Origin of the sequence: Streptomyces sp. NPDC059718 (genome assembly GCF_042733315.1) — a bacterium.
Taxonomy (GTDB): domain Bacteria; phylum Actinomycetota; class Actinomycetes; order Streptomycetales; family Streptomycetaceae; genus Actinacidiphila.
The window spans coordinates 366,998-392,677 of the sequence record NZ_JBHWGA010000001.1; the positions used below are offsets into that span (position 1 = coordinate 366,998).

The 25,680-nt window shown below is 71.6% G+C and carries 21 protein-coding genes; 16 read left to right on the forward strand and 5 right to left on the reverse strand.

The genetic code is table 11. The features are described 5' to 3' along the window. Positions 1-15: 15 nt before the first annotated feature. On the forward strand, positions 16-306 hold the full coding sequence (locus tag ACFV3E_RS01730) for a YggT family protein (RefSeq protein WP_018557120.1): 291 nt from the start codon (positions 16-18) through the stop codon (positions 304-306). Between the two features lie 46 nt (positions 307-352). Continuing rightward, positions 353-1,573 carry a DivIVA domain-containing protein gene (locus tag ACFV3E_RS01735; RefSeq protein ID WP_500532892.1) on the forward strand — a complete coding sequence of 407 codons (1,221 nt, stop codon included), beginning with the start codon at positions 353-355 and terminating at the stop codon, positions 1,571-1,573. A 618-nt stretch (positions 1,574-2,191) separates the two neighbouring features. On the opposite strand, the gene ileS is transcribed toward ACFV3E_RS01735, so the two are convergent. Next, positions 2,192-5,353 (reverse strand): isoleucine--tRNA ligase, encoded by a 3,162-nt coding sequence (ileS, locus tag ACFV3E_RS01740; protein WP_500532893.1) that lies wholly within the window; start codon positions 5,351-5,353, stop codon positions 2,192-2,194. Between the two features lie 555 nt (positions 5,354-5,908). Between ileS and ACFV3E_RS01745 the strand changes: the two genes are divergently transcribed. The 5 genes from ACFV3E_RS01745 (at position 5,909) to ACFV3E_RS01765 (ending at position 10,869) form a co-directional block, all read left to right on the forward strand. Further along, the gene (locus ACFV3E_RS01745; RefSeq protein WP_500532894.1) at positions 5,909-7,132 is read left to right on the forward strand and encodes a TraR/DksA family transcriptional regulator; all 1,224 of its coding nucleotides are present in this window, start codon (positions 5,909-5,911) and stop codon (positions 7,130-7,132) included. A 120-nt stretch (positions 7,133-7,252) separates the two neighbouring features. Beyond that, positions 7,253-7,813 carry a signal peptidase II gene (lspA, locus tag ACFV3E_RS01750; protein WP_500532895.1) on the forward strand — a complete coding sequence of 187 codons (561 nt, stop codon included), beginning with the start codon at positions 7,253-7,255 and terminating at the stop codon, positions 7,811-7,813. Between the two features lie 58 nt (positions 7,814-7,871). Further along, a complete protein-coding gene (locus tag ACFV3E_RS01755; RefSeq protein ID WP_500532992.1) occupies positions 7,872-8,807 on the forward strand; it encodes an RluA family pseudouridine synthase in 936 nt (311 codons plus the stop codon). Further along, positions 8,800-9,237, forward strand: a complete 438-nt coding sequence (locus tag ACFV3E_RS01760; RefSeq protein WP_500532896.1) for a GNAT family N-acetyltransferase — start codon at positions 8,800-8,802, stop codon at positions 9,235-9,237. The genes ACFV3E_RS01755 and ACFV3E_RS01760 overlap by 8 nt, the downstream gene beginning before the upstream one ends. Positions 9,238-9,273: 36 nt before the next feature. Beyond that, positions 9,274-10,869: a cation:proton antiporter gene (locus ACFV3E_RS01765; protein ID WP_499511349.1), complete on the forward strand. Its 1,596-nt coding sequence runs from the start codon at positions 9,274-9,276 to the stop codon at positions 10,867-10,869. 17 nt (positions 10,870-10,886) lie between these two features. Here ACFV3E_RS01765 and ACFV3E_RS01770 read toward each other — a convergent pair whose 3' ends face one another. Further along, the gene (locus ACFV3E_RS01770; protein WP_500532897.1) at positions 10,887-11,990 is read right to left on the reverse strand and encodes a mechanosensitive ion channel family protein; all 1,104 of its coding nucleotides are present in this window, start codon (positions 11,988-11,990) and stop codon (positions 10,887-10,889) included. A 79-nt stretch (positions 11,991-12,069) separates the two neighbouring features. Between ACFV3E_RS01770 and ACFV3E_RS01775 the strand changes: the two genes are divergently transcribed. Both ACFV3E_RS01775 and ACFV3E_RS01780 read left to right on the forward strand, forming a co-directional pair. Continuing rightward, positions 12,070-12,666, forward strand: a complete 597-nt coding sequence (locus ACFV3E_RS01775) for a dienelactone hydrolase family protein (RefSeq protein ID WP_500532898.1) — start codon at positions 12,070-12,072, stop codon at positions 12,664-12,666. Between the two features lie 51 nt (positions 12,667-12,717). Then, a complete protein-coding gene (locus ACFV3E_RS01780) occupies positions 12,718-13,206 on the forward strand; it encodes a hypothetical protein (RefSeq protein ID WP_500532899.1) in 489 nt (162 codons plus the stop codon). Here ACFV3E_RS01780 and ACFV3E_RS01785 read toward each other — a convergent pair. Together ACFV3E_RS01785 and ACFV3E_RS01790 are read right to left on the reverse strand one after the other, a co-directional pair. After that, the gene (locus ACFV3E_RS01785) at positions 13,185-13,541 is read right to left on the reverse strand and encodes a hypothetical protein (RefSeq protein WP_500532900.1); all 357 of its coding nucleotides are present in this window, start codon (positions 13,539-13,541) and stop codon (positions 13,185-13,187) included. The two genes, ACFV3E_RS01780 and ACFV3E_RS01785, sit on opposite strands and share 22 nt — an antisense overlap. Positions 13,542-13,606: 65 nt before the next feature. Further along, complete coding sequence (locus ACFV3E_RS01790; RefSeq protein WP_500532901.1) at positions 13,607-14,257, reverse strand: hypothetical protein; 651 nt, start codon at positions 14,255-14,257, stop codon at positions 13,607-13,609. A 211-nt stretch (positions 14,258-14,468) separates the two neighbouring features. Here ACFV3E_RS01790 and ACFV3E_RS01795 point away from each other — a divergent pair, with 211 nt between their 5' ends. Further along, positions 14,469-15,077, forward strand: a complete 609-nt coding sequence (locus ACFV3E_RS01795) for a helix-turn-helix domain-containing protein (RefSeq protein WP_500532902.1) — start codon at positions 14,469-14,471, stop codon at positions 15,075-15,077. Between the two features lie 224 nt (positions 15,078-15,301). Here ACFV3E_RS01795 and ACFV3E_RS01800 read toward each other — a convergent pair whose 3' ends face one another. Next, a complete protein-coding gene (locus ACFV3E_RS01800) occupies positions 15,302-15,838 on the reverse strand; it encodes a VldE C-terminal domain-containing protein (RefSeq protein WP_500370105.1) in 537 nt (178 codons plus the stop codon). Between the two features lie 159 nt (positions 15,839-15,997). Between ACFV3E_RS01800 and ACFV3E_RS01805 the strand changes: the two genes are divergently transcribed. The 6 genes from ACFV3E_RS01805 (at position 15,998) to dnaE (ending at position 25,647) form a co-directional block, all read left to right on the forward strand. Beyond that, positions 15,998-17,314, forward strand: coding sequence for a DUF2252 domain-containing protein (locus ACFV3E_RS01805; RefSeq protein ID WP_500532903.1), 1,317 nt, complete (start codon positions 15,998-16,000; stop codon positions 17,312-17,314). A gap of 63 nt (positions 17,315-17,377) precedes the next feature. Next, positions 17,378-18,025, forward strand: coding sequence for a hypothetical protein (locus ACFV3E_RS01810; RefSeq protein ID WP_500532904.1), 648 nt, complete (start codon positions 17,378-17,380; stop codon positions 18,023-18,025). 53 nt (positions 18,026-18,078) lie between these two features. Beyond that, positions 18,079-18,885, forward strand: a complete 807-nt coding sequence (locus tag ACFV3E_RS01815) for a thioredoxin domain-containing protein (RefSeq protein ID WP_500532905.1) — start codon at positions 18,079-18,081, stop codon at positions 18,883-18,885. A 129-nt stretch (positions 18,886-19,014) separates the two neighbouring features. Further along, on the forward strand, positions 19,015-20,679 hold the full coding sequence (locus ACFV3E_RS01820; RefSeq protein ID WP_500532906.1) for an alkaline phosphatase D family protein: 1,665 nt from the start codon (positions 19,015-19,017) through the stop codon (positions 20,677-20,679). Between the two features lie 289 nt (positions 20,680-20,968). Next, a complete protein-coding gene (locus tag ACFV3E_RS01825; protein WP_500532907.1) occupies positions 20,969-21,943 on the forward strand; it encodes a zinc metalloprotease in 975 nt (324 codons plus the stop codon). Between the two features lie 125 nt (positions 21,944-22,068). Next, positions 22,069-25,647 carry a DNA polymerase III subunit alpha gene (gene dnaE, locus ACFV3E_RS01830; RefSeq protein ID WP_500532908.1) on the forward strand — a complete coding sequence of 1,193 codons (3,579 nt, stop codon included), beginning with the start codon at positions 22,069-22,071 and terminating at the stop codon, positions 25,645-25,647. Positions 25,648-25,680 lie beyond the last annotated feature (33 nt).

Consider the following 25,680-nt stretch of genomic DNA (forward strand, 5'->3'; position numbering starts at 1 on the left):
GGAGAGGGAAGCGCGATGGACATCGCACTCCAGGTGCTGTGGATCGCGCTGATGTGTTTCCTGCTCGTCCTGATCTTCCGGTTGGTGATGGACTATGTTTTCCAGTTCGCTCGATCGTGGCAGCCTGGGAAGCCCATGGTGGTCGTCCTGGAGGCCACCTACACTGTCACCGATCCGCCACTCAAGCTTCTGCGGCGGTTCATCCCGCCGCTGCGTCTCGGGGGCGTGGCGCTCGACCTGTCCTTCTTCGTATTGATGATCATCGTGTACATCCTGCTCACCGTCGTAGGGGGCTTGCGAGGATGACCGATGCGGGCTCCCGATATGTCGACGATCACGTTGAGGTGAAGAGATGCCACTGACCCCCGAGGATGTGCGGAACAAGCAGTTCACGACCGTCCGCCTCCGAGAAGGCTATGACGAGGACGAGGTGGACGCCTTCCTCGACGAGGTCGAGTCGGAACTGACGCGTCTGCTCCGTGAGAACGAGGACCTGCGCGCCAAGCTGGCCGCGGCGACCCGTGCGGCCGCCCAGAACCAGCAGCAGGGCATGCGCAAGCCGGAGCCGCAGGACGGCCGCGGTCCCGGGGCCCCCGTGCCCGCCGCCATATCAGGACCGCAGCCGGTACCGCCCCAGCAGATGGGCGGACCCGGTCCCCAGGGACCCGGCAGCGGCCTCGCCCTGCCCGCCGGGCCCAGCGCACAGCAGGGCCCCGGTCCGATGGGCCAGGGTCCGATGCAGGGCGGTCCCATGGGCCAAGGCCCGATGGGTCAGGGTCCGATGGGCCAGGGCCACATGGGCCAAGGCCCGATGGGTCAGGGTCCGATGGGCCAGGGCCCGATGCAGGGCGGTCCCATGGGTCCCGGCCCGATGGGCCAGCACGGCCAGCACCCCATGGGTGGTCCCGGTCACCCGATGCAGCAGCAGGGCCCCGGTGGCGACAGCGCCGCCCGTGTGCTCTCGCTCGCCCAGCAGACGGCCGACCAGGCGATCGCCGAGGCGCGCGCCGAGGCGAACAAGATCGTCGGCGAGGCCCGCAGCCGCGCCGAGGGCCTCGAGCGCGACGCCCGCGCCAAGGCCGACGCCCTTGAGCGGGACGCGCAGGAGAAGCACCGCGTGGCCATGGGCTCCCTGGAGTCCGCCCGCGCCACGCTGGAGCGGAAGGTCGAGGACCTGCGCGGCTTCGAGCGCGAGTACCGCACGCGCCTGAAGTCGTACCTGGAGAGCCAGCTGCGTCAGCTGGAGAACCAGGCCGACGACTCGCTCGCCCCGCCGCGCACCCCCGCGGCCGCGTCCCTGTCCTCCGGTTCCGGAGGCATGGGCGGCACGATGGGCGGCGGCACGATGGGCGGCATGGCCACGGCCGGTGCCGGCACCATGGGCGGCGGCCAGGGCTACGGCGGGCAGGGCATGGGCGGCGTCGGCGGGCAGAACCCGACGTACGGCGGCCAGCAGCAGATGTCTCCCGCCATGACGCAGCCGATGGCACCGGTGCGGCCGCAGGGGCCGGCGCCGCTGCAGCAGGCGCCGACGCCGATGCGTGGGTTCCTGATCGACGAGGACGACAACTAGTCGCCTGCGGCTTGCGTGACAGGGCCGGGCCCCCAGGGAATCGCTTCCCTCGGGGGCCCGGCCCTTTGGCGTGCCTGTTGCGGCCGGGTGGTTGTGTGCGGGTCGTTTGCGCCTGCGGCGGGCGGTTTTCCCGCCGCCCGCCCGGTTGCCCGGCGCGGTCAGTGCGGGTCTGCGCTCTGTTGGGTTGGGGTCGGTGCCGCGCCGGGGCACGTCTCCCCCAGCCTTCGGCCGGGGGGACCCCCACAGCGCTCGCGGTTTACCCCCACGTCATTGGGCGCCGGGTCCGCCGCTCGTCTCCCCCAGCCTTCGGCCGGGGGGACCCCCATGGGCGCACCCCGCCACACCCCCTCCCGATGTCGCGGCGCATGACGGCCGGTGGGGGGTGAGTAGGACACTTGCGGCAACCCCGAACCGCTTTCTGAACCCCGTCCGGCCGTCAGCCGCCCATACGACCGGAGGGGGTGTGGCGGGGTGGTCCCCCCCGGCCGAAGGCTGGGGGGGAGGGGCGGGCGGCGGGGGATGCCCGCCGCAGGCGCAAACGGCCCGCGGACGACGACGCCCTCCGCCCACAGGGAACGTGGGCGGAGGGCGGCGTGTGGGGGTGCGGTCCCGCGGGGGTTACCGCTTGCGGAGGTGGAAGGTGAGGCCGAGGGCCTCGTCGGTGAAGGCGGGGCCGTAGCCCTCCTCCGGGGCGCCGGAGGCGAAGTCCGTCGCGAGGACCTCGTCCGCGACGAGCCGCGCGTGCTCGGCGAGGGCCTCCGCCAGTTCCGCGTCCGCCGCGGCCCAGCGCAGCGCGATGCGGTCCGCGACGTCCAGGCCGCTGTTCTTGCGGGCCTCCTGGACGAGCCGGATGACGTCACGGGCCAGGCCCGCGCGGCGCAGCTCCGGGGTGATCTCGAGGTCGAGCGCCACGGTCGCGCCGGAGTCGGACGCGACGGACCAGCCCTCCCGCGGGGTCTCCGTGATGATCACTTCCTCCGTCGACAGGGCGACCGGCTCGCCGTCCACGAGGACCGACGCGTTGCCCTCGCGCAGCGCCAGCGACAGCGCCGCCGCGTCGCACTCGGCGATGGCCTTGGCGACGGCCTGGACACCCTTGCCGAAGCGCCTGCCGAGGGCGCGGAAGTTGGCCTTGGCCGTGGTGTCGACCAAGGAGCCGCCGACCTCGCTCAGGGACGCCAGGGAGGCGACGTTGAGCTCCTCGGCGATCTGCGCCCGCAGCTCCTCGCCCAGTGTCTCGAAGCCCGAGGCGGCCACCAGGGCCCGCGAGAGGGGCTGGCGGGTCTTGACCCCGGACTCGGCACGCGTGGCGCGGCCCAGCTCCACCAGGCGGCGTACGAGGGCCATCTGGTCGGACAGGACGGGATCGACCAGCGCCTCGTCCACCGTGGGCCAGCCGGCCAGGTGCACCGACCCGGGGGCGCCCGGGGTGACCGGGACGACCAGGTCCTGCCAGACGCGCTCGGTGATGAACGGCACCAGCGGCGCCATCAGCCGGGTCACCGTCTCGACGACGTCGTGCAGGGTGCGCAGCGCCGCCTTGTCGCCCTGCCAGAAGCGGCGCCGCGAGCGGCGCACGTACCAGTTGGACAGGTCGTCGACGAAGGACGAGAGCAGCTTGCCCGCGCGCTGGGTGTCGTACGACTCCAGGGCGTCGGTGACGTCCCGCACGAGCGCGCCCAGCTCGCCCAGCAGCCAGCGGTCCAGCAGCGGGCGGTCGGCCGGGGCCGGGTCGGCCTCGCCCGGGGCCCAGTCGGAGGTGCGGGCGTACAGGGCCTGGAAGGCGACCGTGTTCCAGTACGTCAGGAGGGTCTTGCGGACGACCTCCTGGATCGTGCCGTGGCCGACCCGGCGGGCCGCCCAGGGCGAGCCGCCGGCCGCCATGAACCAGCGCACGGCGTCGGCGCCGTGCTGGTCCATGAGCGGGATGGGCTGCAGGATGTTGCCCAGGTGCTTGGACATCTTCCGGCCGTCCTCGGCGAGGATGTGGCCCAGGCAGACCACGTTCTCGTAGGCGTTCCGGTCGAAGACCAGGGTGCCGACCGCCATCAGCGTGTAGAACCAGCCGCGGGTCTGGTCGATCGCCTCGGAGATGAACTGCGCCGGGTAGGTGCCCTCGAAGAGCTCCTTGTTCCGGTACGGGTAGCCCCACTGCGCGAACGGCATGGAACCCGAGTCGTACCAGGCGTCGATGACCTCGGGCACGCGCACGGCCTCGGCGGAGCACTGCGGGCACGCGAAGGTGACGTCGTCGATGAAGGGCCGGTGCGGGTCGAGGCCGGTCTGGTCGGTGCCGGTCAGCTCCGACAGCTCGGACAGCGAGCCGACGCAGGTGAGGTGGCCCTCCTCGCAGCGCCAGATGGGCAGCGGCGTGCCCCAGTAGCGGTTGCGGGACAGCGCCCAGTCGATGTTGTTGTTGAGCCAGTCGCCGAAGCGGCCGTGCTTGACCGCCTCCGGGTACCAGTTGGTGCGCTCGTTCTCGCGGAGCAGGGCGTCCTTGACCGCGGTCGTGCGGATGTACCAGGACGGCTGCGCGTAGTAGAGCAGCGCGGTGTGGCAGCGCCAGCAGTGCGGGTAGCTGTGCTCGTACGGCAGGTGCCGGAAGAGCAGCCCGCGCGCCTGCAGGTCGTCGACGAGGGCCTCGTCGGCCTTCTTGAAGAACTGGCCGCCGACGAGCCCCAGGTCCTCCTCGAAGGTGCCGTCGGGGCGCACCGGGTTGACCACGGGCAGGCCGTAGGCGCGGCAGGTCTTGAGGTCGTCCTCACCGAAGGCGGGCGCCTGGTGGACCAGGCCGGTGCCGTCCTCGGTCGTCACGTACTCGGCGTTGACGACGAAGTGCGCGCCCTCCATCTCCACCAGGTCGAAGGGCCGGTCGTACGTCCAGCGCTCCATCTCGCGGCCGGTGAAGCTCTGCCCGGTGGCCTCCCAGCCTCCCCCCAGGCCTGACGGCCCGGGAGGTGCCCCCACGCCGAGCGCCTTGCCGAGCAGCGGCTCGGCGACGACCAGCTTCTCCCGGCCGTCGGTGGCGACGACGTAGGTGACGTCGGGGTGGGCGGCGACCGCGGTGTTGGAGACCAGCGTCCAGGGGGTGGTCGTCCACACCAGGAGCGCGGCCTCGCCCGCGAGCGGGCCGGAGGTGAGCGGGAAGCGCACGTAGACCGAGGGGTCGACCACGGTCTCGTAGCCCTGTGCCAGCTCGTGGTCGGACAGGCCCGTGCCGCAGCGCGGGCACCAGGGCGCGACGCGGTGGTCCTGGACCAGCAGGCCCTTGTCGAAGATCTGCTTCAGCGACCACCAGACGGACTGGATGTACTCCGGGTCCATCGTCCGGTAGGCGTCGTCGAGGTCCACCCAGTACCCCATGCGGGTGGTCAGCTCGGCGAAGGCGTCGGTGTGCCGGGTCACGGACTCGCGGCACTTGGCGTTGAACTCGGCGATGCCGTACGCCTCGATGTCCTTCTTGCCGGAGAAGCCCAGCTCCTTCTCGACGGCGAGCTCGACCGGCAGGCCGTGGCAGTCCCAGCCGGCCTTGCGGGTCACGTGGTGGCCCTGCATCGTCTTGAAGCGCGGGAAGACGTCCTTGAAGACGCGGGCCTCGATGTGGTGCGCGCCGGGCATGCCGTTGGCGGTGGGCGGGCCCTCGTAGAAGACCCATTCCGGCTTGCCCTCGGTCTGCTCCAGGGAGCGGGCGAAGACCTTGTTCTCCTGCCAGAACGCGAGCACCTCGTGCTCGAGCGCGGGCAGGTCGACCTGGGCGGGGACCTGGCGGTACTGCGTCATCGGATTCTGCCTCCGGCGGACACGTCGTGTGCGTATTCCGTCGGAGGGACGAGAGCACGTGCTGTGACTGCTCCCGCGGTACCACCCTCCTTGGCTGCGGACGGGCCCTCGCGGGCTCGCTCCGCAACCCCCTCATTGGGGTCGCGCTACCGGGTCTACTCGCCCTCGCGGGCTTTCTTCCGGCGGCTCCGGGGTGATCTTCACGTCGCGCACACCCCCGGGCTTCCACCGTCCCCGGGTCGCTATGGGCTGCGTACGGCGCTACTCGTCCCCTTCCACGCCTTTCGCTCCGCCCAGTGTAAGGGGCCGCGGGGTGCCGTGTCGGCCGGGTTTCCGCAGGGAGGCGGTGTGACCCGAATGGCCCGGTCCGCACCCTGTTACCCGTTGGTACCGGAATACCTCGTGGAGAGCTGGGCACAACGGATGCAGACCTGCCTCCCGACCCGGCACGGCAGGCGGATCAGGCGGCGTGCCCCGTTGCCGCGGGTCCGGAGTCGATTTATCGTTCCGGCACGATTCGCGAGCAAGATCACAATATGTGAAGGGGCCTCGGCCATGGTGGGGAAGAAGACCACCGTCACGAAGAAGACGACGGCGAAGAAGACGGCACCGGCGGCCGCCTCCGCGGCCCGCAGGAGCGCCGCGCCCACCGCCCGGAAGGCGGCGGCCAAGCGCCCCACCAGGGCCGCGTCCCCCGCTCGCAGCGACACCGCCACGGCCGGCGAAGGAGCGGCCGAGGAGAAGCGGACCCCCGCGAAGCGGGCGGTCCCCCGTACGTCGGCGCCGCCGGAGAAGGCGGCGCCGGCCACCAGGACGACCGCGAAGAAGGCCGCGGCCGGGAAGAAGGCGCCCGCGAAGAAGGCTGTCGTACGCAAGGCGGCACCCGCCGCGAAGAAGGCCGCGGCGCCCGCCGCGGGGAAGACCGCGGCCAAGGCCGCAGGAAAGAAGGCGGCCGTGGCGGAGGAGACGACGACCAAGGCGGCGTCCACACGGAAGACCGCGGGACGTACCGCGAGGAAGACCGCGCCTCCCGCCAAGAAGGCGGTCACGGCGGCGGAGAAGCCCGCGAAGGCGCCGGCCGCGGCGAAGAAGACCGCACCGGCGAAGAAGGCCGCGCCCGCGGGGAAGGCCGCGAAGACGTCCAAGACCGCCAAGACCGCCAAGACCGCCGGTACGGCCGCGACGGCCGCACCCCCGAGGACTGCGAAGACCGGCACGACCCCCGCCCGAGCGGCGGCGAAGACCACGAGGGCCACGAAGGCCACGAAGACGGGAGCCAAGACGGTGGCAGCGAAGAAGACGGCGGCCGGTACGGCCGCGGCAGGGGCGTCCGCCTCCGCGGTCCCCACGGCCCGCATCGCCGAGGCGACGGGCGTCGTCGCCGCGGGCGACCTGGCCGTACGGCCCGACGAGGAGCCGTGGTCCGAGGAGGAGGTGGACGCGGCACGCGCCGAGCTGCTGGCCGAGATGGACCGGCTGCGGTCCGAGATCTCCACCTCCGAGGACGCCATCACCGGGCTGCTGCGCGACTCGGGCGACGGAGCCGGCGACGACCAGGCCGACACCGGCACCAAGAACATCACGCGCGAGCACGAGATGGCGCTGACCGCCAACGCCCGCGAGATGCTCGCGCAGACCGAGCACGCGCTGGAGCGGCTGGACTCCGGCACGTACGGGCTCTGCGAGTCCTGCGGCAAGCCGATCGGCAAGGCGCGCATGCAGGCCTTCCCCCGTGCGACGCTCTGCGTGGACTGCAAGCAGCGCCAGGAGCGCCACTGACCGCGGACACGGGGGAATCGCGGGGCCCGAACGCCCGCAGCCCCGCTGTTCGGACGTATGTGCCGTAACCTCGTCTGCGTCAGGATCCGGACTGGCGCAGATCAGGGCTGAAGGACTCACATGGCGAAGGCACAGGAGACCGCGGCGGACACGGCCGAGGAGCCGACCGGCGGTACGGACGAGGTCACCGGCAAGGGGCCGCGGCGGATCGCCGTGCTGCTCGGCGTCGCGGCGCTCGCGTACGTCCTCGACCTCCTCTCCAAGATCTGGGTGGTGACCAGCCTCGAGGGGCACGAGTCCATCGACGTGTTCGGCAGCTACCTGCGCCTGGAGGCGGTGCGCAACGCGGGCGCGGCCTTCGGCTTCGGCCAGGGCATGACCATCGTCTTCACGGTGATCGCGGTCACGGTGATCGTGGTGATCGCCAGGATCGCCCGCAAGCTGCACAGCGTGCCGTGGGCGATCGCGCTGGGGCTGCTGCTCGGGGGTGCCTTCGGCAACCTCACGGACCGGGTGTTCCGCGCGCCGGGCTTCCTGCAGGGGCATGTGGTCGACTTCATCGCGCCGACCCACTTCGCGGTCTTCAACCTGGCCGACTCGGCGATCGTCTGCGGCGGCATCCTGATCGTCCTGCTGTCCTTCCGCGGTCTCGACCCGGACGGAACCGTCCACAAGGACTGAGCCGGGATCGGGGCGGCGGAGGACGCCCCGCGGATCCGGCATACTCGATCAGGTGAGTATGCCTGCCGAAGTTCGATCCCTCCCCGTCCCCGATGGTCTCGAGGGCGAGCGCGTCGACGCCGCCATCGCCCGCATGTTCGGTTTCTCGCGGACCAAGGCGGCCGAGCTGGCCGCCGCCGGGAAGGTGACGATCGACGGCAGCGCCGCCGCCAAGTCCGACCGGGTGTCGGGCGGTGCCTGGCTCGAGGTCGAGATGCCCGCGCCGCCGCGCCCGGTGGAGGTCGTCGCCGAGCCGGTGCCCGGCATGCGGATCGTCCACGACGACGAGCACGTGGTCGTGATCGACAAGCCCGTGGGCGTGGCCGCACACCCCAGCCCCGGCTGGACCGGCACCACGGTCATCGGCGGCCTGGCCGCCGCCGGCTACCGGATCTCCACCTCCGGCGCCGCCGAGCGCCAGGGCATCGTCCACCGGCTCGACGTCGGCACCTCGGGGCTGATGGCCGTCGCCAAGTCGGAGATCGCGTACAGCGACCTCAAGCAGCAGTTCCGGGAGCGCACCGTCGACAAGCGCTACCACGCGCTGGTCCAGGGCCATCCGGACCCGCTCAGCGGCACCATCGACGCGCCGATCGGCCGCCACCCGAACCACGACTACAAGTGGGCCGTGACCGCCGACGGCAAGCCCAGCGTCACGCACTACGACCTCGTCGAGGCGTTCCGCGCGGCCTCCCTGCTCGACATCAAGCTGGAGACCGGCCGCACCCACCAGATCCGGGTCCACATGGCCGCCCACCGCCACCCCTGCGTCGGCGACCTGACCTACGGGGCCGACCCCACCCTCGCCAAACGGCTGAGGATCACCCGCCAGTGGCTGCACGCCGTCCGCCTGGGCTTCTCCCACCCCGAGGACGGCCGCTGGGTGGAGTTCGAGAGCTCCTACCCCGACGACCTGCAGTACGCCCTGGACGCCGTGCGAGCCGACAGTGCCTGAGACCTACGAGGTCCGGGTCGCCTCCGACCCGGACGACCTGAAGGCGTACTACGCGGTGCGGCACGAGGTCTTCGTCGTCGAGCAGAAGGTCCCCGCCGAGCTGGAGTACGACGCCCACGACGCCGACGCCGTGCACGTCCTGGCCACCGGCCCCGGGGGCGGCCTCGGCGCGGGCCGGCTGCTCCTCGGCGAGGACGGCACCGGCATCCTCGGCCGGCTCGCCGTGACCGGCGCGTCCCGCGGGCTGGGCATCGGCGTGGCCCTGGTGCGCGCCATCGAGGACGAGGCCCGGCGGCACGGCCTGTCCGCCGTCGAGCTGCACGCCCAGTCCCACGCCGTCGGCTTCTACGAGCGCCTGGGCTACACGTCCTTCGGCGAGGAGTACGAGGAGGCGGGCATCCCGCACCTCTCGATGAGGCGCGTGCTCTGACCGGGGCGGAGGCGGCCGACATGCCACGCTAGGGGTGTGGATCAACTCGCGCTGTTCTTCGCCCTGATGCTCGCGGCCATCGTCATGGTGCCGCTGGGCGACCGGATGGGGCTGCCGTCGCCCGTGCTGATGACACTGCTCGGGGTCGTGCTGGCCCTCCTGCCGTTCGTGCCGAACGTCGAGATCAACCCCGAGCTCATCCTGCCGCTCGTGCTGCCGCCGCTGCTCTACGCCTCCGTACAGCGCACGTCCTGGCGGCAGTTCGCCGTCAACAAGAAGGCCATCTTCCTGCTGGCCGTCGCACTGGTGCTGATCACCACCGCGGCGGTGGGCGCCATCGCCAACGCCGTCGTCCCCGGCATCTCGCTGGCCGCCGCCCTCGCGCTCGGCGCGCTGGTCGCCCCACCCGACCCGGTGGCCGCGACCGCCGTCGCCGGGCGCCTCGGCCTGCCGCGCCGCATGGTGTCGACCCTGGAGGGCGAGGGGCTGTTCAACGACGTCACCGCGATCGTCGTCTACAACGTCGCCGTCGCCGCGGCCGTGACCGGCTCCTTCTCCTGGCCCGAGGCGCTCGGCGAACTGCTGCTGTCGGCGGTGGTCGCGGTCGGCGTCGGCGTCGTGCTCGGCTGGACCGCCTCCAAGCTGATGGGCGTCGTGGGTGACCCGACCCTGCAGATCGGGCTCTCGCTGCTCGTCCCGTTCGCCTCGTACGCGATCGCCGACGAGGCGCACGGCTCCGGCGTCCTCGCGGTGCTCACCACCGCGCTGTTCCTCGCCGAACACGCCCGCGACGCCGACGACGTGACCGGGCGACTGGTCGGCGCCACCTTCTGGGAGGTCGTCGACACGCTCGTCACCGGCGTCGCCTTCGGCCTGATCGGCCTGGAGCTGCACAACGTCTTCGGCGTCGGCGCCGGCCGCTGGGGCACGATGCTGAGCCACGCGGCGATCGTCGTCGGCGCGGTCGTCCTCGTGCGGCTGGCCTACCTGATGCCGGCCGCGGCGGTGACCAGACGGCTGCACAAGCGGCGCGACCTCGACGAGGACATCCCGATGTCCTGGCGGGAGACCGTCGTCATGTGGTGGGCCGGCATGCGCGGTGTGGCGTCCGTCGCCCTGGCGCTGGCCATCCCGCACACCACGGAGGCCGGCGAGGCCTTCCCGGCGCGTGACGAGATCCTCTTCATCGCCTTCTCCGTCGTCCTCACCACCCTCGTGCTGCAGGGCCTCACCCTTCCGCAGGTCGTCAAGCGGCTCGGGGTGAGCAGCGACACCCAGGTGGAGCACGACATGGAGATGCTGCTCGCGCTGCGCGCCATGGCCGCCGCCAAGCAGCGGCTGAAGGAGGTCGAGGCGACCGAGGACTTCTCCGAGGAGGTCTCCGAACTCCTGCACCGCCGCGCCTTCGACGTTGGGGCCCGGATCTGCCCCGACATCGTCGACGACGAGAAGCGCGAGCGGCACACCGCCCGCGTGCGCCGCATCAGGACCGTCGAGCGCGTCCAGCGCGACATGCTCTCCGCCGCCCGGCACGAGGTCCTCGCCGCCCGCAGCGAGCCCGGCTACGACCCCGAGATCGTCGACCGGGTGCTGCGCCAGCTCGACGTGCGCAGCCTGCGCGTGTCCCGGTAGCCGGCCCGGCGCGTTGCCTAGCGGGATCCGGGGCCGGGACCGATGTCCTCGGCCCCGGGCGTGGCCTGCTCCCGGTCCGGGGCCTCGGCCAGGCCGGGGGCGGTGGCGGTGTTGATGCGCGGCAGCGCGTACGGGTGCTCGCGGCGCAGCCAGTCGATCATCTGCTCCCGCACCACGCAGCGCACCGTCCAGATGTCGTCCGCGTCCTTCGCCGTGGCCAGGGCCCGCACCTCGATCGTGGACGGGGTGGCGTCCGTCACCACCAGGCCCCAGGCCCGGCCGTCCCACTGCTCGCATTCCTTGAGGACGTCGTGGAGGTGTCCGCGCATCAGGTCGACGGGCGTGGCGTGGTCCAGGTGGAAGTAGACGGTGCCGGTCATCCGGGCGTTGCCGCGGGACCAGTTCTCGAAGGGCTTGCTGGTGAAGTACGAGACCGGCATGGTGATCCGCCGCTCGTCCCAGGTGCGGACCACCAGGTAGGTGAGGGTGATCTCCTCCACCGTCCCCCACTCGCCCTCCACGACCACCGCGTCGCCGATCCGGACCATGTCCCCGAAGGCGATCTGCAGCCCCGCGAAGAGGTTGCCCAGCGTCGACTGGGCGGCGATGCCGGCGACGATGCCGATCAGCCCCGCGGAGGCCAGCATCGAGGCGCCGAAGCCGCGCATCGCGGGGAAGGTCAGCAGCATGGCCGCGATCGCCACCACGCCGACGACCGCGGTGACCACCCGCTGGATCAGGCTCACCTGCGTCCGCACCCGCCGCACCCGCGCCGCGTCCTGGGCGGCGGAGGCGTAGCGCGAGTAGGACGCCTCCACGACGGCCGCCGCGACCCTGACGACCAGCCAGGCACAGGCCCCGATCAGCACCAGCGTCAGCACCTGCCCGATCCCGCGGGTGTGGCCGCGGGCCAGGTGCGCCTGTTCGTACGAGCCGCGCAGCAGCGAACTGCAGATCACCAGCTGGAGCGCCAGCCGGGCGCGCCGCAGCAGGTTCCACAGCGGGGTCTCCGGATGCCGGGCGTCCGCCCGGCGCAGCGCGTGGTCCACGGCCCAGCCCACGGCGAGCGTGACGACGAGGGAGCCGCCCACCACGCCGAGCGGTCGTATGACGGAATCCATGTCTTCGACGGTAACGGGCATGATGGAGCCCGTACCCGACCGTGCGCCGATCATGGGAAGTGAAATTGTGAGCTCCGGCATGACCATCGTGCTGTTCCACTCGGCCTACGGACTCCGTCCCGCCGTGCACGCCGCCGCCGACCGGCTGCGCGCGGCCGGCCACGAGGTGCACGTGCCCGACCTCTACCAGGGGCGCACCGCGGACACCGTCGAGGAGGGCATGGCCATCAAGGACGAGATCGGCCGCGACGAACTGCTGATGCGCGCCGTCACCGTCTCCGGCCCGCTCTCCGGCCGCGGCCTGGTCTACGCCGGGTTCTCGCTGGGCGGTTCCATCGCCCAGAACCTCGCCCTCGCCGACGAGAGGGCCCGCGGCCTCCTGCTGCTGCACGGCACCTCGGACATCGCCGACGACGCGGCCACCGACCTCCCCGTCCAGCTGCACGTCGCCGAGCCCGACCCCTTCGAGCCCGACGACTGGCTGAACGCCTGGTACCTGCGCATGCGCAAGGCGGGCGCCGACGTGGAGATCCACCGCTACCGGGGCGCCGGACACCTCTTCACCGACCCGGACCTCGACGACTACGACGCGGAGGCGGCCGAGCAGACCTGGGCGGTCGCCCTGGACTTCCTCGCCGACCTCGCGGCGGAGGCCGGGACGGCGGGGGAGGCGTAACGCCCCTGCGGACGGGGGCCGTTGTCAGTGCCCGCTGAGATCATCCGGGACATGGGTGTTCTCTACGGGTACTACTCCGCCGCCGACGACAAGGACGCCGCACGCGCCGTGGTCCGGGAGTTCCGCGAGCTGTGCGAGTTCCGCGGGCCTCGCGAGTTCCGCGAGGCCGACGGCGACGGTCGCGACCAGCACGTGACCCAGGGCATAGACCCGGTCGTGGAGTTGCTCCCCGCGGAGGTGCTCATCACCGGCCGCGCCCCCGAGGACGTGCGCTCCGACCCGCGCCGCGGCGCCCTGGTGGGCGTGGCCGGCGAGGGCAGGGTGGTCGCCGTCTCCCTCACCGACAGTTTCCGCGACGCCCTCGCCGCCTTCGACGCGGACCTGCTGGACGACGTCGCCATGGGGTGGTCCCGCACCTCCGGAGGTCTCCACGGCGTCCACGGCCCGGACGTCCTCGGGCCGTTCCTCAAGGAGCTCGCCGGGCTGGCCGGCCGCGCGGCGGCGGGCGGACGGCGTCTCTACTGCTGGATCCGCCCCTGAGCGAGGGCGGCCCGGCGCTGCCCGGCGGCCGCGGCGAGCAGCAGGAGCGCGGCCGAGGGCAGGAACACGTACATCGCGGGCACCGCGCCGATGACGGACCAGGTGACCAGCGCCAGTGCGATGACGACGCAGGCCTGGGCGAACACCCTGGGGAACCGCCCCAGGAGCGGTGGCAGCGCCAGCGGCACCACGGTCAGCACGAAGAAGCCTCCGTAGTAGCTGTCCAGCCCGAAGAGCAGCCCGGGCACGGCCGCGGCCAACGCCCCCACCGCGAGCACCCACTGCCGACGCCCGATCCCCGCCCGCGCCTTCGGCCGCCCCGCCTCAGCCCTCATGGCCGCCCCTTCCCCCCGGCGAACAGCACTTTGAACGCGTTCAACCTAGCGGATCGAGGCCCGGCTCAGTACCAGCGGCTGAACACGGCGGCACCGAGGCCGGACCGGGCGGCGTGACGCAGCACACGCAAGGGGGCGTCGAGCAGTTCGGCCCCGTCGAACTCCGGGGCGTCGCCCATGCCGCGCATCCAGTCGGCCACGCGGGAAAGGACCTCGTCCCGCCGGGCGCCGGAGACATCCAGGGCCCGCACGGCCCGGGGGAGTGCCGCCGCCACCTCGTCGTGGGTCAGCAGGAACTCGCCGAACCTGCCGGGCAGCAGGGCCGAAGCCTCCGCGCCGAGACCGTGCAGCAGCGCCGCGGCCGGGCTCGCCTTACGGGCGACGGCGGCGAACGGGCCGTCGCCCCCGGTCGCCGGCATGAGCTCCATGAGCTCGTCCTGAAGGGTCAGCGCGGGCTCGTCGTCGGGGGCGGTGTTGCAGTGGACGAGTTCGGCGAACCGCAGCGCGGCCGGGGTGGGGCAGGCGCCACCTGAGCCGTCCGCGGTGTCCTCGAAGAAGCGTTCCTCGTCACCGCCGCCGGACCACCAGGCGAGCGCCTGCGCGTCCTCCGGTGGCAGGTCCTCGTCTCCGGTGCCCCGCCGGGCGGCGCGCCGGGACAACGCCCGCGCCTCGTCGTCGGGGACGGCCCCGACCACCCAGACGCCCATCACGCTCACGCCCCCACCTCCCGGTTCGATCCCGACCGTATCCGGAGGCCCGGAGGGGCGTGGCGGGGGCGTCAGGTCGTGGATGACGGTCGGCTCGGCTCGGCACGGCGCCTCGGCCTGGCGGCGCCACCGCCGATCGCCACGACGGCGTACGCGTTCCCGTTCCGCGCGACGGCAACGTTCGTTGCCGTTCCGGGGACGGCCGGGATGGAATGGGCGGATGGAAGACCTGTCCTCGATCGCCGCCACGCTGGCGGAGGTCGGCCCCCGCCTCAAACGCCTGCGCACACAGCGGGGCGTCACGCTGGCCGCGCTGTCCGAGGCCACGGGCATCTCCACGAGCACGCTGTCCCGCCTGGAGACCGGCGGGCGCCGCCCCAGCCTCGAACTCCTCCTGCCGATCGCCCGGGCCCACCGCGTACCGCTGGACGAACTGGTCGGCGCCCCCGAGGTCGGCGACCCCCGGGTACGCCTCAAGCCCCGCCGCGTGAACGGCCGCACCGTCCTGCCGCTGACCCGGCAGCCGGCGTCCCCGCAGGCCTGGAAGGTCGTCGTCCCCGCGGGCCAGTGCGAGCCCGACCTCCGCGTCCACGAGGGCTACGAATGGCTGTACGTGCTCTCCGGACGCCTCCGCCTCCTGCTGGACGACCGCGAGGTCGTCCTCGGCGTCGGCGAGGCCGCCGAGTTCGACACCCGGCTGCCGCACTGGTTCGGCAGCGCCGGCGACCAACCCGTCGAGATCCTCAGCCTCTTCGGCCGCCAGGGCGAGCGCATGCACGTCCGCGCCAGACCCGGCCGGGGGAAGGGGGGCGGCAGCGGTGACGGCTGAGGACCAGCTGGTGCCGGGGTACCCACGGCACTGGCTCGTCGTCCCTGAGGCCGATCGCCAACACGCGGATCAGTCCCATGCCGCACCGGATGCCGGATCCGCGACCGAGGGACCGGATTCGTCGCGGCAGCGGAGTGCGGTCACTTCACCTGTCCGGGCGGCGCTCGGGATAGACCCGCAGCGGCGTGGGCTCCGTCTCCTCGCCGGCCGGCGAGGCCGCTGCCTCAGTAGACCGATATGTGCACGTGGTCGAAGTGGTTCTGCGTGATGGACCCGCGGTCCTCCATCAACTTCCACCCCTGTTGGGGGAGTCGGCTCGACCAGATGTGCTGCTCGTAGATGACGTACCAGATGCCGTATTCGTCCGCGTGCTCCCGCACCCAGGCCACGATGGCCTCGCCCAGGGCGTCGGACTTGCCGGTGGCCTTCTTGCCGGCGGGCATGAGCATGAAGTCGCAGGCGCGGCCCAGGGGGTGTTCGCCGCCGCCGGCGATGCCGCCTTCCTCGCGGTAGCAGCCGGGGGCGCCCTCGAGGCCGCGGGGGCCGAACTCCTTGACGACGGCCTCGCGGACGGCCTCCATGCGGGCGGTGATGTGCTGCGGCCCGCGGGGTTGCTGCTTCGGCCAGTTGGCCGCGCGGACCTGTGCGGAGAGTGTGGGCCACGCCACGGCGGCCAGTACGAGGCCGCCGATCAGCAGCAGCCCGAATATGGTGCGCCGCCGGCCGCGGCGCGCGGTGTCCCGCCCCCTGGTGGTGTTCATCGCAAGCCAGAACGCGCGACCGTGGCCGGAAGTGCCCGGTTGAACGCGGTGCGACGGTGACGCGAATAACGCCCCGCCGGGGGTCGTCCGCGGGCACGCGAGCGTACGCTCCTGCGTTGGACGCGGCAGACACGGACCAGCCCAGGAGGCACAGCACCGATGGCCACAGGCATGACGACGGACGAAGAGCGCGGCGAGCGGATCCTCGAGGTCTTCGGCACCGCGTTCGGGGAGCTGCTGGCCGCCGATCCGGCCGCGTTCCGGGTCAAGTTCCGCAAGATGGCGGCGTCGGCGTTCGCCTTCTACCGGGGCACCGCGTGCCTCTACTACGCGGACCTGGCCGACGCCAAGGACGGCGGCCCGTTCCTGGACGAGCGCACGTCCCGGGTGTGGATCCACGGCGACCTGCACGCCGAGAACTTCGGCACCTACCTGGACGCCAACGGCCGCCTGATCTTCAACGTCAACGACTTCGACGAGGCCTACGTCGGCCCCTTCACCTGGGACCTGCAGCGCTTCGCCGCCTCCATAGCGCTGATCGGCTACAGCAAGGCCCTGGCCGACGACCTGATCTCCGGCCTGGTGCGCAGCTACGCCACCGCCTACCGCGAGCGCGTCCGCGCCCTCGCCCAGGGCGAGGCCGTCCCCGCGCTGACGCTGGACTCGGCGCAGGGCCCGCTGCTGGAGGCGCTGCGCCACGCCCGCTCGCAGACCCGGTTCGGGCTGCTGGACTCGATGACCGAGATCCGCGCCTGGGACCGCCGCTTCGGTGCGGGGGGCGGCGCCGTGGAACTGGACGGCGGCACCCGCGAGAAGGTGCTGCGGGCGTTCGAGGCCTACCTGGACACGCTGCCGGAGACCAGCCGGATCAACCCGGAGAGCCACCGCGTCAAGGACGTCGTGGGCCGCCGCGGCGTGGGCATCGGCAGCGCGGGCCTGCCCTCGTACAACATCCTCCTCGAGGGCCACACCGACGCCCTGGAGAACGACGTCGTGATCTACATGAAGCAGGGGCAGACCCCGGCGGTCTCCCGGCACATCACCGACCCGGCGGTGCGCGACTACTTCCGCCACGAGGGCCACCGCACCGTGATCTCGCAGCGCGCGCTGCAGGCGCACGCCGACCCGTACCTGGGCTGGACCGAGCTGGACGGCGTCGGCCAGCTGGTCGCCGAGGTGTCGCCGTACGCGGTGGACCTGGACTGGTCGGACCTCGACGACCCGGAGCAGATCGAGGCCGTCGTCGCGGACCTCGGGCGGGCCACCGCCGGGATGCACGCGGCCGCGGACGACGAGAGCGGGCACTCGCTGGTGCCGTTCTCCACGGAGGACGCCATCGACGCGGCCATCGCCCGGGACGAGGAGGGCTTCACGGAGTCCCTGGTGGAGTTCGCCCACTCCTACGGCGCCCGGGCCCGCGCCGACCACCAGATCTTCGTGGACCTGTTCCGCAACGGGCGCATCCCGGGGCTCTGATCACGGGCGCCTTGTTCGGGGGTTTAGGCATTGCTTACACACCGGCATGGCACACTCTGCGCCATGGAAGGGACCGGACCCCGGCTGAGGGCACTGCGCGCGGGATGCTTCGCCGCGCTGTGCGTGACGCTGTCCGCGACCGCCCACATCATGCTCTCGCGGGAGCCCCTGCCGATGACGACCACGGCGGGGGCCTTCGCGGGCGTCTTCGCGGTCGCGTACGCGCTCGGCCGCCGGGAGCGCGGCTACTGGCCTATCGCCGGGCTGCTCGTCCCGCTGGAACTGGCCCTCGACACGCTGTTCACCGCGGGCCAGCACACCTGTTACGGCCCCGGGGGCGGTCCCGTCACCGGCTCGTGGCGCTCGATCAACGAGGCGCTGGCCTGCCACGGCGGTGACGTCGGCGGCTCGCTCGCCACGGGGCAGGGGATGTCCGGCGCCGGCACCTCGCCGTGGCTGCTGCTCCTGGCGCACGTCTGCGTCGGCCTGGTCGCCGCCGGGTGGCTGCGGTGCGGTGAGGACGCCCTGCACCGCCTGCTGCGTGCCGCCTTCCGGCCGCTACTCGTCGCGCTGGCGGTCTTCCGGACGGCCGGACCGCGCGGCACCGCCCGCCCCGGCGCGGCCGGGCCCGTGGCCGCCGCCCCGGCCTTGCCCCTGCTCCTGCACTCCGTCGTACGGCGAGGGCCGCCCGCCCGCCTCGGCTTCCGCTGAGCACGGCGCCCCACCCCTCACCCACGTACGCACGAGTCGGAGATCACACCACCATGAGCAAGCGAAACAGCCAGGCCGCCAAGAACGCCGCCCGCGAGCGGCTGCGCGTCGAGCGCGAGCGGCAGGCGAAGCGGGACAAGCTGCGGCGGCAGCTCGTCGTCGGCGGCAGCGTCCTGGGCGTGCTGGCGCTCGGCGCCGGCATAGCCGTGGCCGTCGTCAAGATGAACGCGCCCACCTACTGGGAGAAGGCCGCGGACAAGCCGCTGGTGAAGCCGGCCAACTCCTCGGGCAAGAACGGCACGTCGATCGTCATCGGCGACGAGAGCGCCAAGCACACGCTGAAGGTGTACGAGGACCTGCGCTGCCCGGTGTGCGCGCAGTTCGAGCAGACCTCGGGCGAGACCGTCCAGAAGGACGCCAAGGACGGCAAGTACAAGATCTCGTACACCATGGGTGCCTTCCTCGACGACCGCCTCGCCCAGGGCCAGGGTTCGAAGAACGCGCTGAGCGCGCTGGGCGCCGCCCTGAACGTCAGCAAGGACGCGTTCGTCCAGTACCACACGCTGCTGTACTCCAAGGACGTCCACCCCGAGGAGACCAAGGACGACTTCGGCAGCGACGACAAGCTGATCGAACTGGCGCAGAAGGTCGACGCGCTCAAGGGCAACAAGACCTTCGAGAACGCGGTCCGCAACGGCACCTACGACAAGTGGGCGCTGACCATGGACCAGCAGTTCACCGACGACGGCATCACGGGCACGCCGACCGTGAAGCTCGACGACAAGACCATCGACAGCGTGCAGGCGATGACCGCCGACCAGTACACGGCCGCGGTCGACCAGATCATCGGCAAGGGATAGCACCGGCCCGTGGCCGGTTCCGCCCTCCGGTCCCCCGGCGTCACGCCGGGGGACCGGAGGGCGAAGTCCTTCCGAACTCTTGTGCATTCGGTCCCGGAAAGGGGTTACCGGCGCGTAATCTGACGCCCCGTGACCGATACCTCTGCACCCTCACAGACCTCATCGAGAACACCGAGCCGCCGTTCGGTCGTCAAGGCCGGCGCCGTCGTGACCGGTGCCGCGCTGATACCGCTGGCGGCCTCCGCCGCCCCCGCCTCCGCCGCACCGGCCCCCGCCTTCCTGCACGGCGTGGCCTCCGGTGACCCGCTGCCCGACGGCGTGCTGCTGTGGACGCGCGTGACTCCCCTGCCCGAGGCCGTCCCGGGCTCCGGGCTCGGCCCCGCGACCGAGGTGAGCTGGACCGTCGCCAGGGACAAGGCGTTCACCTCCGTCGTGGCGACCGGCACGGCGGCCACGACCGCCGCCTCCGACCACACCGTCAAGGCCGACGTGCGCGGACTGCAGCCCGCCACGGAGTACTGGTACCGCTTCACGGCCGGCGGTGTGACCTCGCCGGCCGGCCGTACCCGTACCGCGCCCGCCGAGAACGCCGCCGCCGACCGGCTGCGCTTCGGGGTGGTCTCCTGCGCCAACTGGGAGGCCGGGTACTTCTCCTCGTACCGCCACCTGGCCGCCCGCGGGGACCTGGACGCCTGGCTGCACCTGGGCGACTACATCTACGAGTACGGCACCGGGGGCTACGCCGCCCGGGGCACCGTCGTCCGCCCGCACGCGCCCGCCCACGAGATCGTCACGCTGGCCGACTACCGCACCCGGCACGGGCGCTACAAGACCGACACCGACCTGCAGGCGCTGCACGCCGTGGCCCCGGTCGTGGCGATCTGGGACGACCACGAGTTCGCCAACGACGCCTGGTCCGGCGGCGCCGAGAACCACACCGAGGGCGCCGAGGGCGCCTGGACGGCGCGGGTGGCCGCCGCCAAGCAGGCCTACTTCGAGTGGATGCCGGTGCGTCCCTCGGTGGCCGGCACCACCTACCGGCGGCTGCGCTTCGGCAAGCTCGCCGACCTGTCCCTGCTCGACCTGCGCTCCTTCCGCTCCCAGCAGGCCTCGATCGGCAGCGGCGCGGTGGACGACCCGGACCGGACGATCACCGGCCGGGCCCAGCTCGACTGGCTGAAGGCCGGCCTGAAGGCCTCGGACACCACCTGGCGGCTGATCGGCAACTCGGTGATGATCTCGCCGGTCGCCTTCGGCGCACTGCCGGACTACCTGCTGGCGCCGCTGGCGAAGCTGCTCGGCCTGCCCGCCGAGGGCCTGGCGGTCAACGTCGACCAGTGGGACGGCTACACCGACGACCGCCGCGAGATCCTGGCCCACCTGCGGGACAACGGCATCCGCAACACGGTCTTCCTGACCGGCGACATCCACATGGCGTGGGCGAACGACGTCCCGGTCAAGGCGGCGACCTACCCGCTGTCGGCCTCGGCCGCCACCGAGTTCGTGGTCACCTCGGTCACCTCCGACAACCTGGACGACATCCTCAAGGTCGCCCCGGACACCGTCTCCACGGTCGCCGAGGCCGCCGTGAAGGCCGCCAACCGCCATGTGAAGTGGCTGGACATGGACTCCCACGGCTACGGCGTGCTGGACATCACCGGCGAGCGGGCGCAGATGGACTACTACGCGCTCTCCGACCGCACCGACCCGAACGCCTCGTCGACCTGGGAGCGTTCGTACCGCACCCTGTCGGGCACGCAGAAGGTCGAGCGGGTCTACTCGCCGGTACGCTGAGCCCCCCGAACGTCGATTTCCGGCCAACCCCCCGCGCCGTGCGCGGACCGGCCGGCGCGGGGCGGGCGGTGGGGAGCCCCCGGGTCCGAATCCGGACACACCGCCCACCCCGTGTTCCGGGGGTGTTGCGCCGGCCGGCGCGGACCCTCAAGGGTCCTTCGTTGTCTAGGGATTACCCTCTGTCCGCCAATGGGCCGGAAGGGGGCTGCACCGGTTCTGGCATGGACACATAACCTCCGGGCGGCGAGGAGGAAATTCCTCCCGTACGTCCCACGAGGAGTGCCCCCACATGTCACGCACCCCCCGTTCCCGCCGTCTCGTCGGTCTCTCCGCCGTGGCCGGAACCCTGGCCCTGCTCCCCCTCACCGGCGCGACGGCCACCGTGAGCAGCGCCTCCGCGCACGCGAGGACCCCCGCGGAGCAGTGCGCGGACAGCGGCGACGCCGCGGCCCGCAAGATGAAGGGCTCCACGGCCCACGAGCCCAACGCCGTCAGCGACGCCACCGCCAAGGCGATGGACGCGGACCTGAGGAAGCGCGTCGCGAGGATCAAGGCCGAGGGCAAGGGCTCCCGGGTCGCCGCCGCCGCGACGACGACCATCCCGGTCTACTGGCACGTCATCCACAGCGGCAGCACCGGCAAGCTCAGCGCCGCCGCCGTCGCCGGCCAGATAGCGGTGCTCAACGCGGCCTACGCCGGCCAGGGCACCGGCAACGTCGACTCCGGCTACCAGTTCTCGCTGGTCGCGACGGACTACACCGACAAGGCCGCCTGGTACAACCTGACCGAGGGCTCCTCGGCCGAGACCTCGATGAAGACCAGCCTCCGCAAGGGCGGCGCGAGCGCGCTCAACATCTACTCGGCCAACCTCCAGGACGACCTGCTCGGCTGGGCCACCTTCCCGAGCTGGTACGCCGGCGACCCCAAGGACGACGGCGTGGTCATCCTCGACGCGTCCGTCCCCGGCGGCTCCGCCACCAACTACAACCAGGGCGACACCGCCACCCACGAGGTCGGCCACTGGATGGGCCTGTACCACACCTTCCAGGGCGGCTGCGGCGCCAACGGCGACTACGTCTCCGACACGCCCGCCGAGAAGACCGCCGCGAGCGCCTGCCCGACCGGCCGTGACACCTGCACGGCCGGCGGGGTGGACCCCATCCACAACTTCATGGACTACACCTACGACTCCTGCATGTACCAGTTCACCGCAGGCCAGGTGAGCCGCATGAAGAGCTCGTGGGCCGCCTACCGGGCGGGCTGACGCCACCGTCCGCGTCCGGCCGGTCACGGGGCCGGCCGGCCGCGGCGGGGAGGGCGGGGAGGGCGCGAATGGCATCGGCTGTCGGACCCCCGGCGTAGGATTCCAACGCCGCCAGATGACGACCGATGCCGGAGGTGTCGCTTCCCGTGACCACGCCGTTCACCCACCTTCACGTCCACACCCAGTACTCCCTGCTGGACGGAGCGGCGCGGCTCAAGGACATGTTCAAGGCCTGCGGTGAGATGGGCATGACGCACATCGCCATGACCGACCACGGCAACCTGCACGGGGCGTACGACTTCTTCCACCAGGCCAAGGGCGCCGGGATCACGCCGATCATCGGGATCGAGGCGTACGTCGCCCCCGAGTCGCGGCGGAACAAGCGCAAGGTCACCTGGGGCCAGCCGCACCAGAAGCGGGACGACGTCTCGGCCTCCGGTTCGTACCTGCACAAGACGATCTGGGCGGCGAACGCGACGGGTCTGCACAACCTCTTCCGGCTCTCCTCCGACGCCTATGCCGAGGGCTGGCTGACCAAGTACCCGCGCATGGACAAGGAGACCATCGCCCAGTGGTCGGAGGGCCTGATGGCCTCCACCGGCTGCCCCTCGGGCGAGGTGCAGACCAGGCTCCGCCTCGGCCAGTTCGACGAGGCGGTGAAGGCCGCCGCCGAGTACCAGGACATCTTCGGCAAGGAGCGGTACTTCCTGGAGCTGATGGACCACGGCATCGAGATCGAGCGCCGGGTCCGCGACGGGCTGCTGGAGATCGGCAAGAAGCTCGGCATCCCGCCGGTCGTCACCAACGACTCGCACTACACCTATGCCAGCGAGGCCGACGCCCACGACGCGCTGCTGTGCATCCAGACCGGCAAGAACGTCTCCGACCCGGACCGCTTCCGCTTCGACGGCACCGGCTACTACCTGAAGACGACGGACGAGATGTTCGCCATCGACTCCTCCGACGCCTGGCAGGAGGGCTGCCGCAACACCACGCTGCTCGTCGCGCAGCAGGTGGACACCGACGGCATGTTCCAGGCGCGGAACCTGATGCCCCGCTTCGACGTCCCCGAGGGCTACACCGAGGTCACCTGGTTCCGCGAGGAGACCATGCGCGGCATGCAGCGCCGCTACCCCGGAGGCATCCCGGACGACCGGACGAAGCAGGTCGAGTACGAGATGGACACCATCATCCAGATGGGGTTCCCGGGCTACTTCCTCGTCGTCGCCGACTTCATCATGTGGGCCAAGAACAACGGCATCGCCGTCGGCCCCGGCCGAGGCTCCGCGGCCGGCTCGATCGTCGCCTACGCCATGGGCATCACCGACCTCGACCCGATCGACCACGGCCTGATCTTCGAGCGCTTCCTCAACCCCGAGCGCATCTCCATGCCCGATGTCGACATCGACTTCGACGAGCGCCGGCGCGCCGAGGTGATCCGGTACGTCACCGAGAAGTACGGCGCCGACAAGGTCGCCATGATCGGCACCTACGGCACCATCAAGGCCAAGAACGCGATCAAGGACTCCGCCCGTGTCCTGGGCTACCCGTACGCCGTCGGCGACCGCCTCACCAAGGCGATGCCCGCCGACGTCCTCGGCAAGGGCATCCCGCTCTCCGGCATCACCGACTCCGCGCACCCGCGCTACAGCGAGGCGGGCGAGATCCGCTCGATGTACGAGAACGAGCCCGACGCCAAGAAGGTCATCGACCTCGCCCGCGGCGTGGAGGGCCTGGTCCGGCAGATGGGCGTGCACGCCGCCGGTGTGATCATGTCCAGCGAGCCGATCGTCGACCACGCCCCGGTCTGGGTGCGGCACTCCGACGGCGTCACCATCACGCAGTGGGACTACCCGAGCTGCGAGTCGCTCGGCCTGCTGAAGATGGACTTCCTGGGCCTGCGCAACCTCACGATCATGGACGACGCCGTCAAGCTGGTGAAGGCCAACAAGGGCGTCGACATCGAGCTGCTGGCCCTGCCCTTCGACGACCCCAAGACCTTCGAACTGCTGGGCCGGGGCGACACCCTCGGCGTCTTCCAGTTCGACGGCGGTCCCATGCGCTCCCTGCTGCGCATGATGAAGCCCGACAACTTCGAGGACATCTCCGCCGTCTCGGCCCTCTACCGGCCGGGCCCGATGGGCATGAACTCGCACATCAACTACGCGCTGCGCAAGAACAAGCAACAGGAGATCACCCCGATCCACCCGGCGCTCGAGGCCCCCCTCAAGGAGGTCCTCGACGTCACCTACGGCCTGATCGTCTACCAGGAGCAGGTGCAGAAGGCCGCCCAGATCATCGCCGGGTACTCCCTCGGCGAGGCCGACATCCTCCGCCGCGTCATGGGCAAGAAGAAGCCCGAGGAGCTGGCGAAGAACTTCACCATCTTCCAGGAGGGCGCCCGGAAGAACGGCTACAGCGACGAGTCGATCCAGGCGCTGTGGGACGTCCTGGTGCCGTTCGCCGGCTACGCCTTCAACAAGGCGCACTCCGCCGCGTACGGCCTGGTCTCCTACTGGACGGCCTACCTCAAGGCCAACTACCCGGCCGAGTACATGGCGGCGCTGCTCACCTCGGTGCGCGACGACAAGGACAAGTCGGCGATCTACCTCAACGAGTGCCGCCGCATGGGCATCAGGGTGCTCCCGCCGAACGTGAACGAGTCGGACGCCAACTTCACCGCGCAGGGCGACGACGTCATCCTGTTCGGCCTCACCGCCGTCCGCAACGTCGGCCAGAACGTGGTGGACTCGATCATCCGCTGCCGCAAGTCCAAGGGGAAGTACACCTCCTTCCCCGACTTCCTCGACAAGGTCGAGGCCGTGGTCTGCAACAAGCGCACCGTGGAATCGCTGATCAAGGCCGGCGCGTACGACGAGATGGGGCACACCCGCAAGGGCCTCACCGAGCACTACGAGCCGATGATCGACAACGTGGTCGCGGTGAAGCGCAAGGAGGCCGAGGGCCAGTTCGACCTCTTCGGCGGCATGGGCGACGACGCCGGGGGCGACGAACCGGGCTTCGGGCTCGACGTCACCTTCTCCGACGTCGAGTGGGACAAGACGTACCTGCTCGCGCAGGAGCGCGAGATGCTCGGCCTGTACGTCTCCGACCACCCGCTCTTCGGCATCGAGCACGTCCTCAACGACAAGGCGGACGCCTCCGTCTCGGCGCTGGCCGGCGACTACTCCGACGGCTCGATCGTCACCATCGGCGGCATCATCTCCGGTCTCCAGCGCAAGATGACCAAGCAGGGCAACGCCTGGGCCATCGCCACCGTCGAGGACCTCGGCGGCTCCATCGACTGCATGTTCTTCCCGGCCACGTACCAGTTGATCTCGACCCAGCTCGTCGAGGACGCCGTCGTCTTCGTCAAGGGCCGGCTCGACAAGCGCGAGGACGTCCCGCGCCTGGTGGCGATGGAACTGATGGTCCCCGACCTCACCGACGCCGGGACCAACGCGCCGGTGACGATCTCCATCCCGACGGTGAAGGTGACCCCGCCGCTGATCGCCCGCCTCGGCGAGGTGCTCGCCAGCCACAAGGGGAGCACCGAGGTCCGGGTGCGGCTGCAGGGCGCCCGCAAGACGACGGTGCTGCGGCTCGACCGCCACCGCGTCACTCCCGACCCGGCACTCTTCGGCGACCTCAAGGCCCTCCTGGGCCCCTCCTGCCTCGCCACCGCCCAGCAGCAGGCGGGCTGAATCACCCCCCGCGCGAGCGGGCGGACGTGCCGA

Coding starts and splice junctions, on each gene's coding strand:
- ACFV3E_RS01730 (WP_018557120.1), top strand. CDS start 16: ATGGACATCGCACTCCAGGTGCTGTGGATCGCGCTGATGTGTTTCCTG.
- ACFV3E_RS01735 (WP_500532892.1), top strand. CDS start 353: ATGCCACTGACCCCCGAGGATGTGCGGAACAAGCAGTTCACGACCGTC.
- ileS (WP_500532893.1), bottom strand. CDS start 5,353: ATGACGCAGTACCGCCAGGTCCCCGCCCAGGTCGACCTGCCCGCGCTC.
- ACFV3E_RS01745 (WP_500532894.1), top strand. CDS start 5,909: ATGGTGGGGAAGAAGACCACCGTCACGAAGAAGACGACGGCGAAGAAG.
- lspA (WP_500532895.1), top strand. CDS start 7,253: ATGGCGAAGGCACAGGAGACCGCGGCGGACACGGCCGAGGAGCCGACC.
- ACFV3E_RS01755 (WP_500532992.1), top strand. CDS start 7,872: ATGCCTGCCGAAGTTCGATCCCTCCCCGTCCCCGATGGTCTCGAGGGC.
- ACFV3E_RS01770 (WP_500532897.1), bottom strand. CDS start 11,990: ATGGATTCCGTCATACGACCGCTCGGCGTGGTGGGCGGCTCCCTCGTC.
- ACFV3E_RS01775 (WP_500532898.1), top strand. CDS start 12,070: ATGACCATCGTGCTGTTCCACTCGGCCTACGGACTCCGTCCCGCCGTG.
- ACFV3E_RS01780 (WP_500532899.1), top strand. CDS start 12,718: ATGGGTGTTCTCTACGGGTACTACTCCGCCGCCGACGACAAGGACGCC.
- ACFV3E_RS01785 (WP_500532900.1), bottom strand. CDS start 13,541: ATGAGGGCTGAGGCGGGGCGGCCGAAGGCGCGGGCGGGGATCGGGCGT.
- ACFV3E_RS01795 (WP_500532902.1), top strand. CDS start 14,469: ATGGAAGACCTGTCCTCGATCGCCGCCACGCTGGCGGAGGTCGGCCCC.
- ACFV3E_RS01800 (WP_500370105.1), bottom strand. CDS start 15,838: ATGAACACCACCAGGGGGCGGGACACCGCGCGCCGCGGCCGGCGGCGC.
- ACFV3E_RS01805 (WP_500532903.1), top strand. CDS start 15,998: ATGGCCACAGGCATGACGACGGACGAAGAGCGCGGCGAGCGGATCCTC.
- ACFV3E_RS01810 (WP_500532904.1), top strand. CDS start 17,378: ATGGAAGGGACCGGACCCCGGCTGAGGGCACTGCGCGCGGGATGCTTC.
- ACFV3E_RS01815 (WP_500532905.1), top strand. CDS start 18,079: ATGAGCAAGCGAAACAGCCAGGCCGCCAAGAACGCCGCCCGCGAGCGG.
- ACFV3E_RS01825 (WP_500532907.1), top strand. CDS start 20,969: ATGTCACGCACCCCCCGTTCCCGCCGTCTCGTCGGTCTCTCCGCCGTG.
- dnaE (WP_500532908.1), top strand. CDS start 22,069: ATGCCGGAGGTGTCGCTTCCCGTGACCACGCCGTTCACCCACCTTCAC.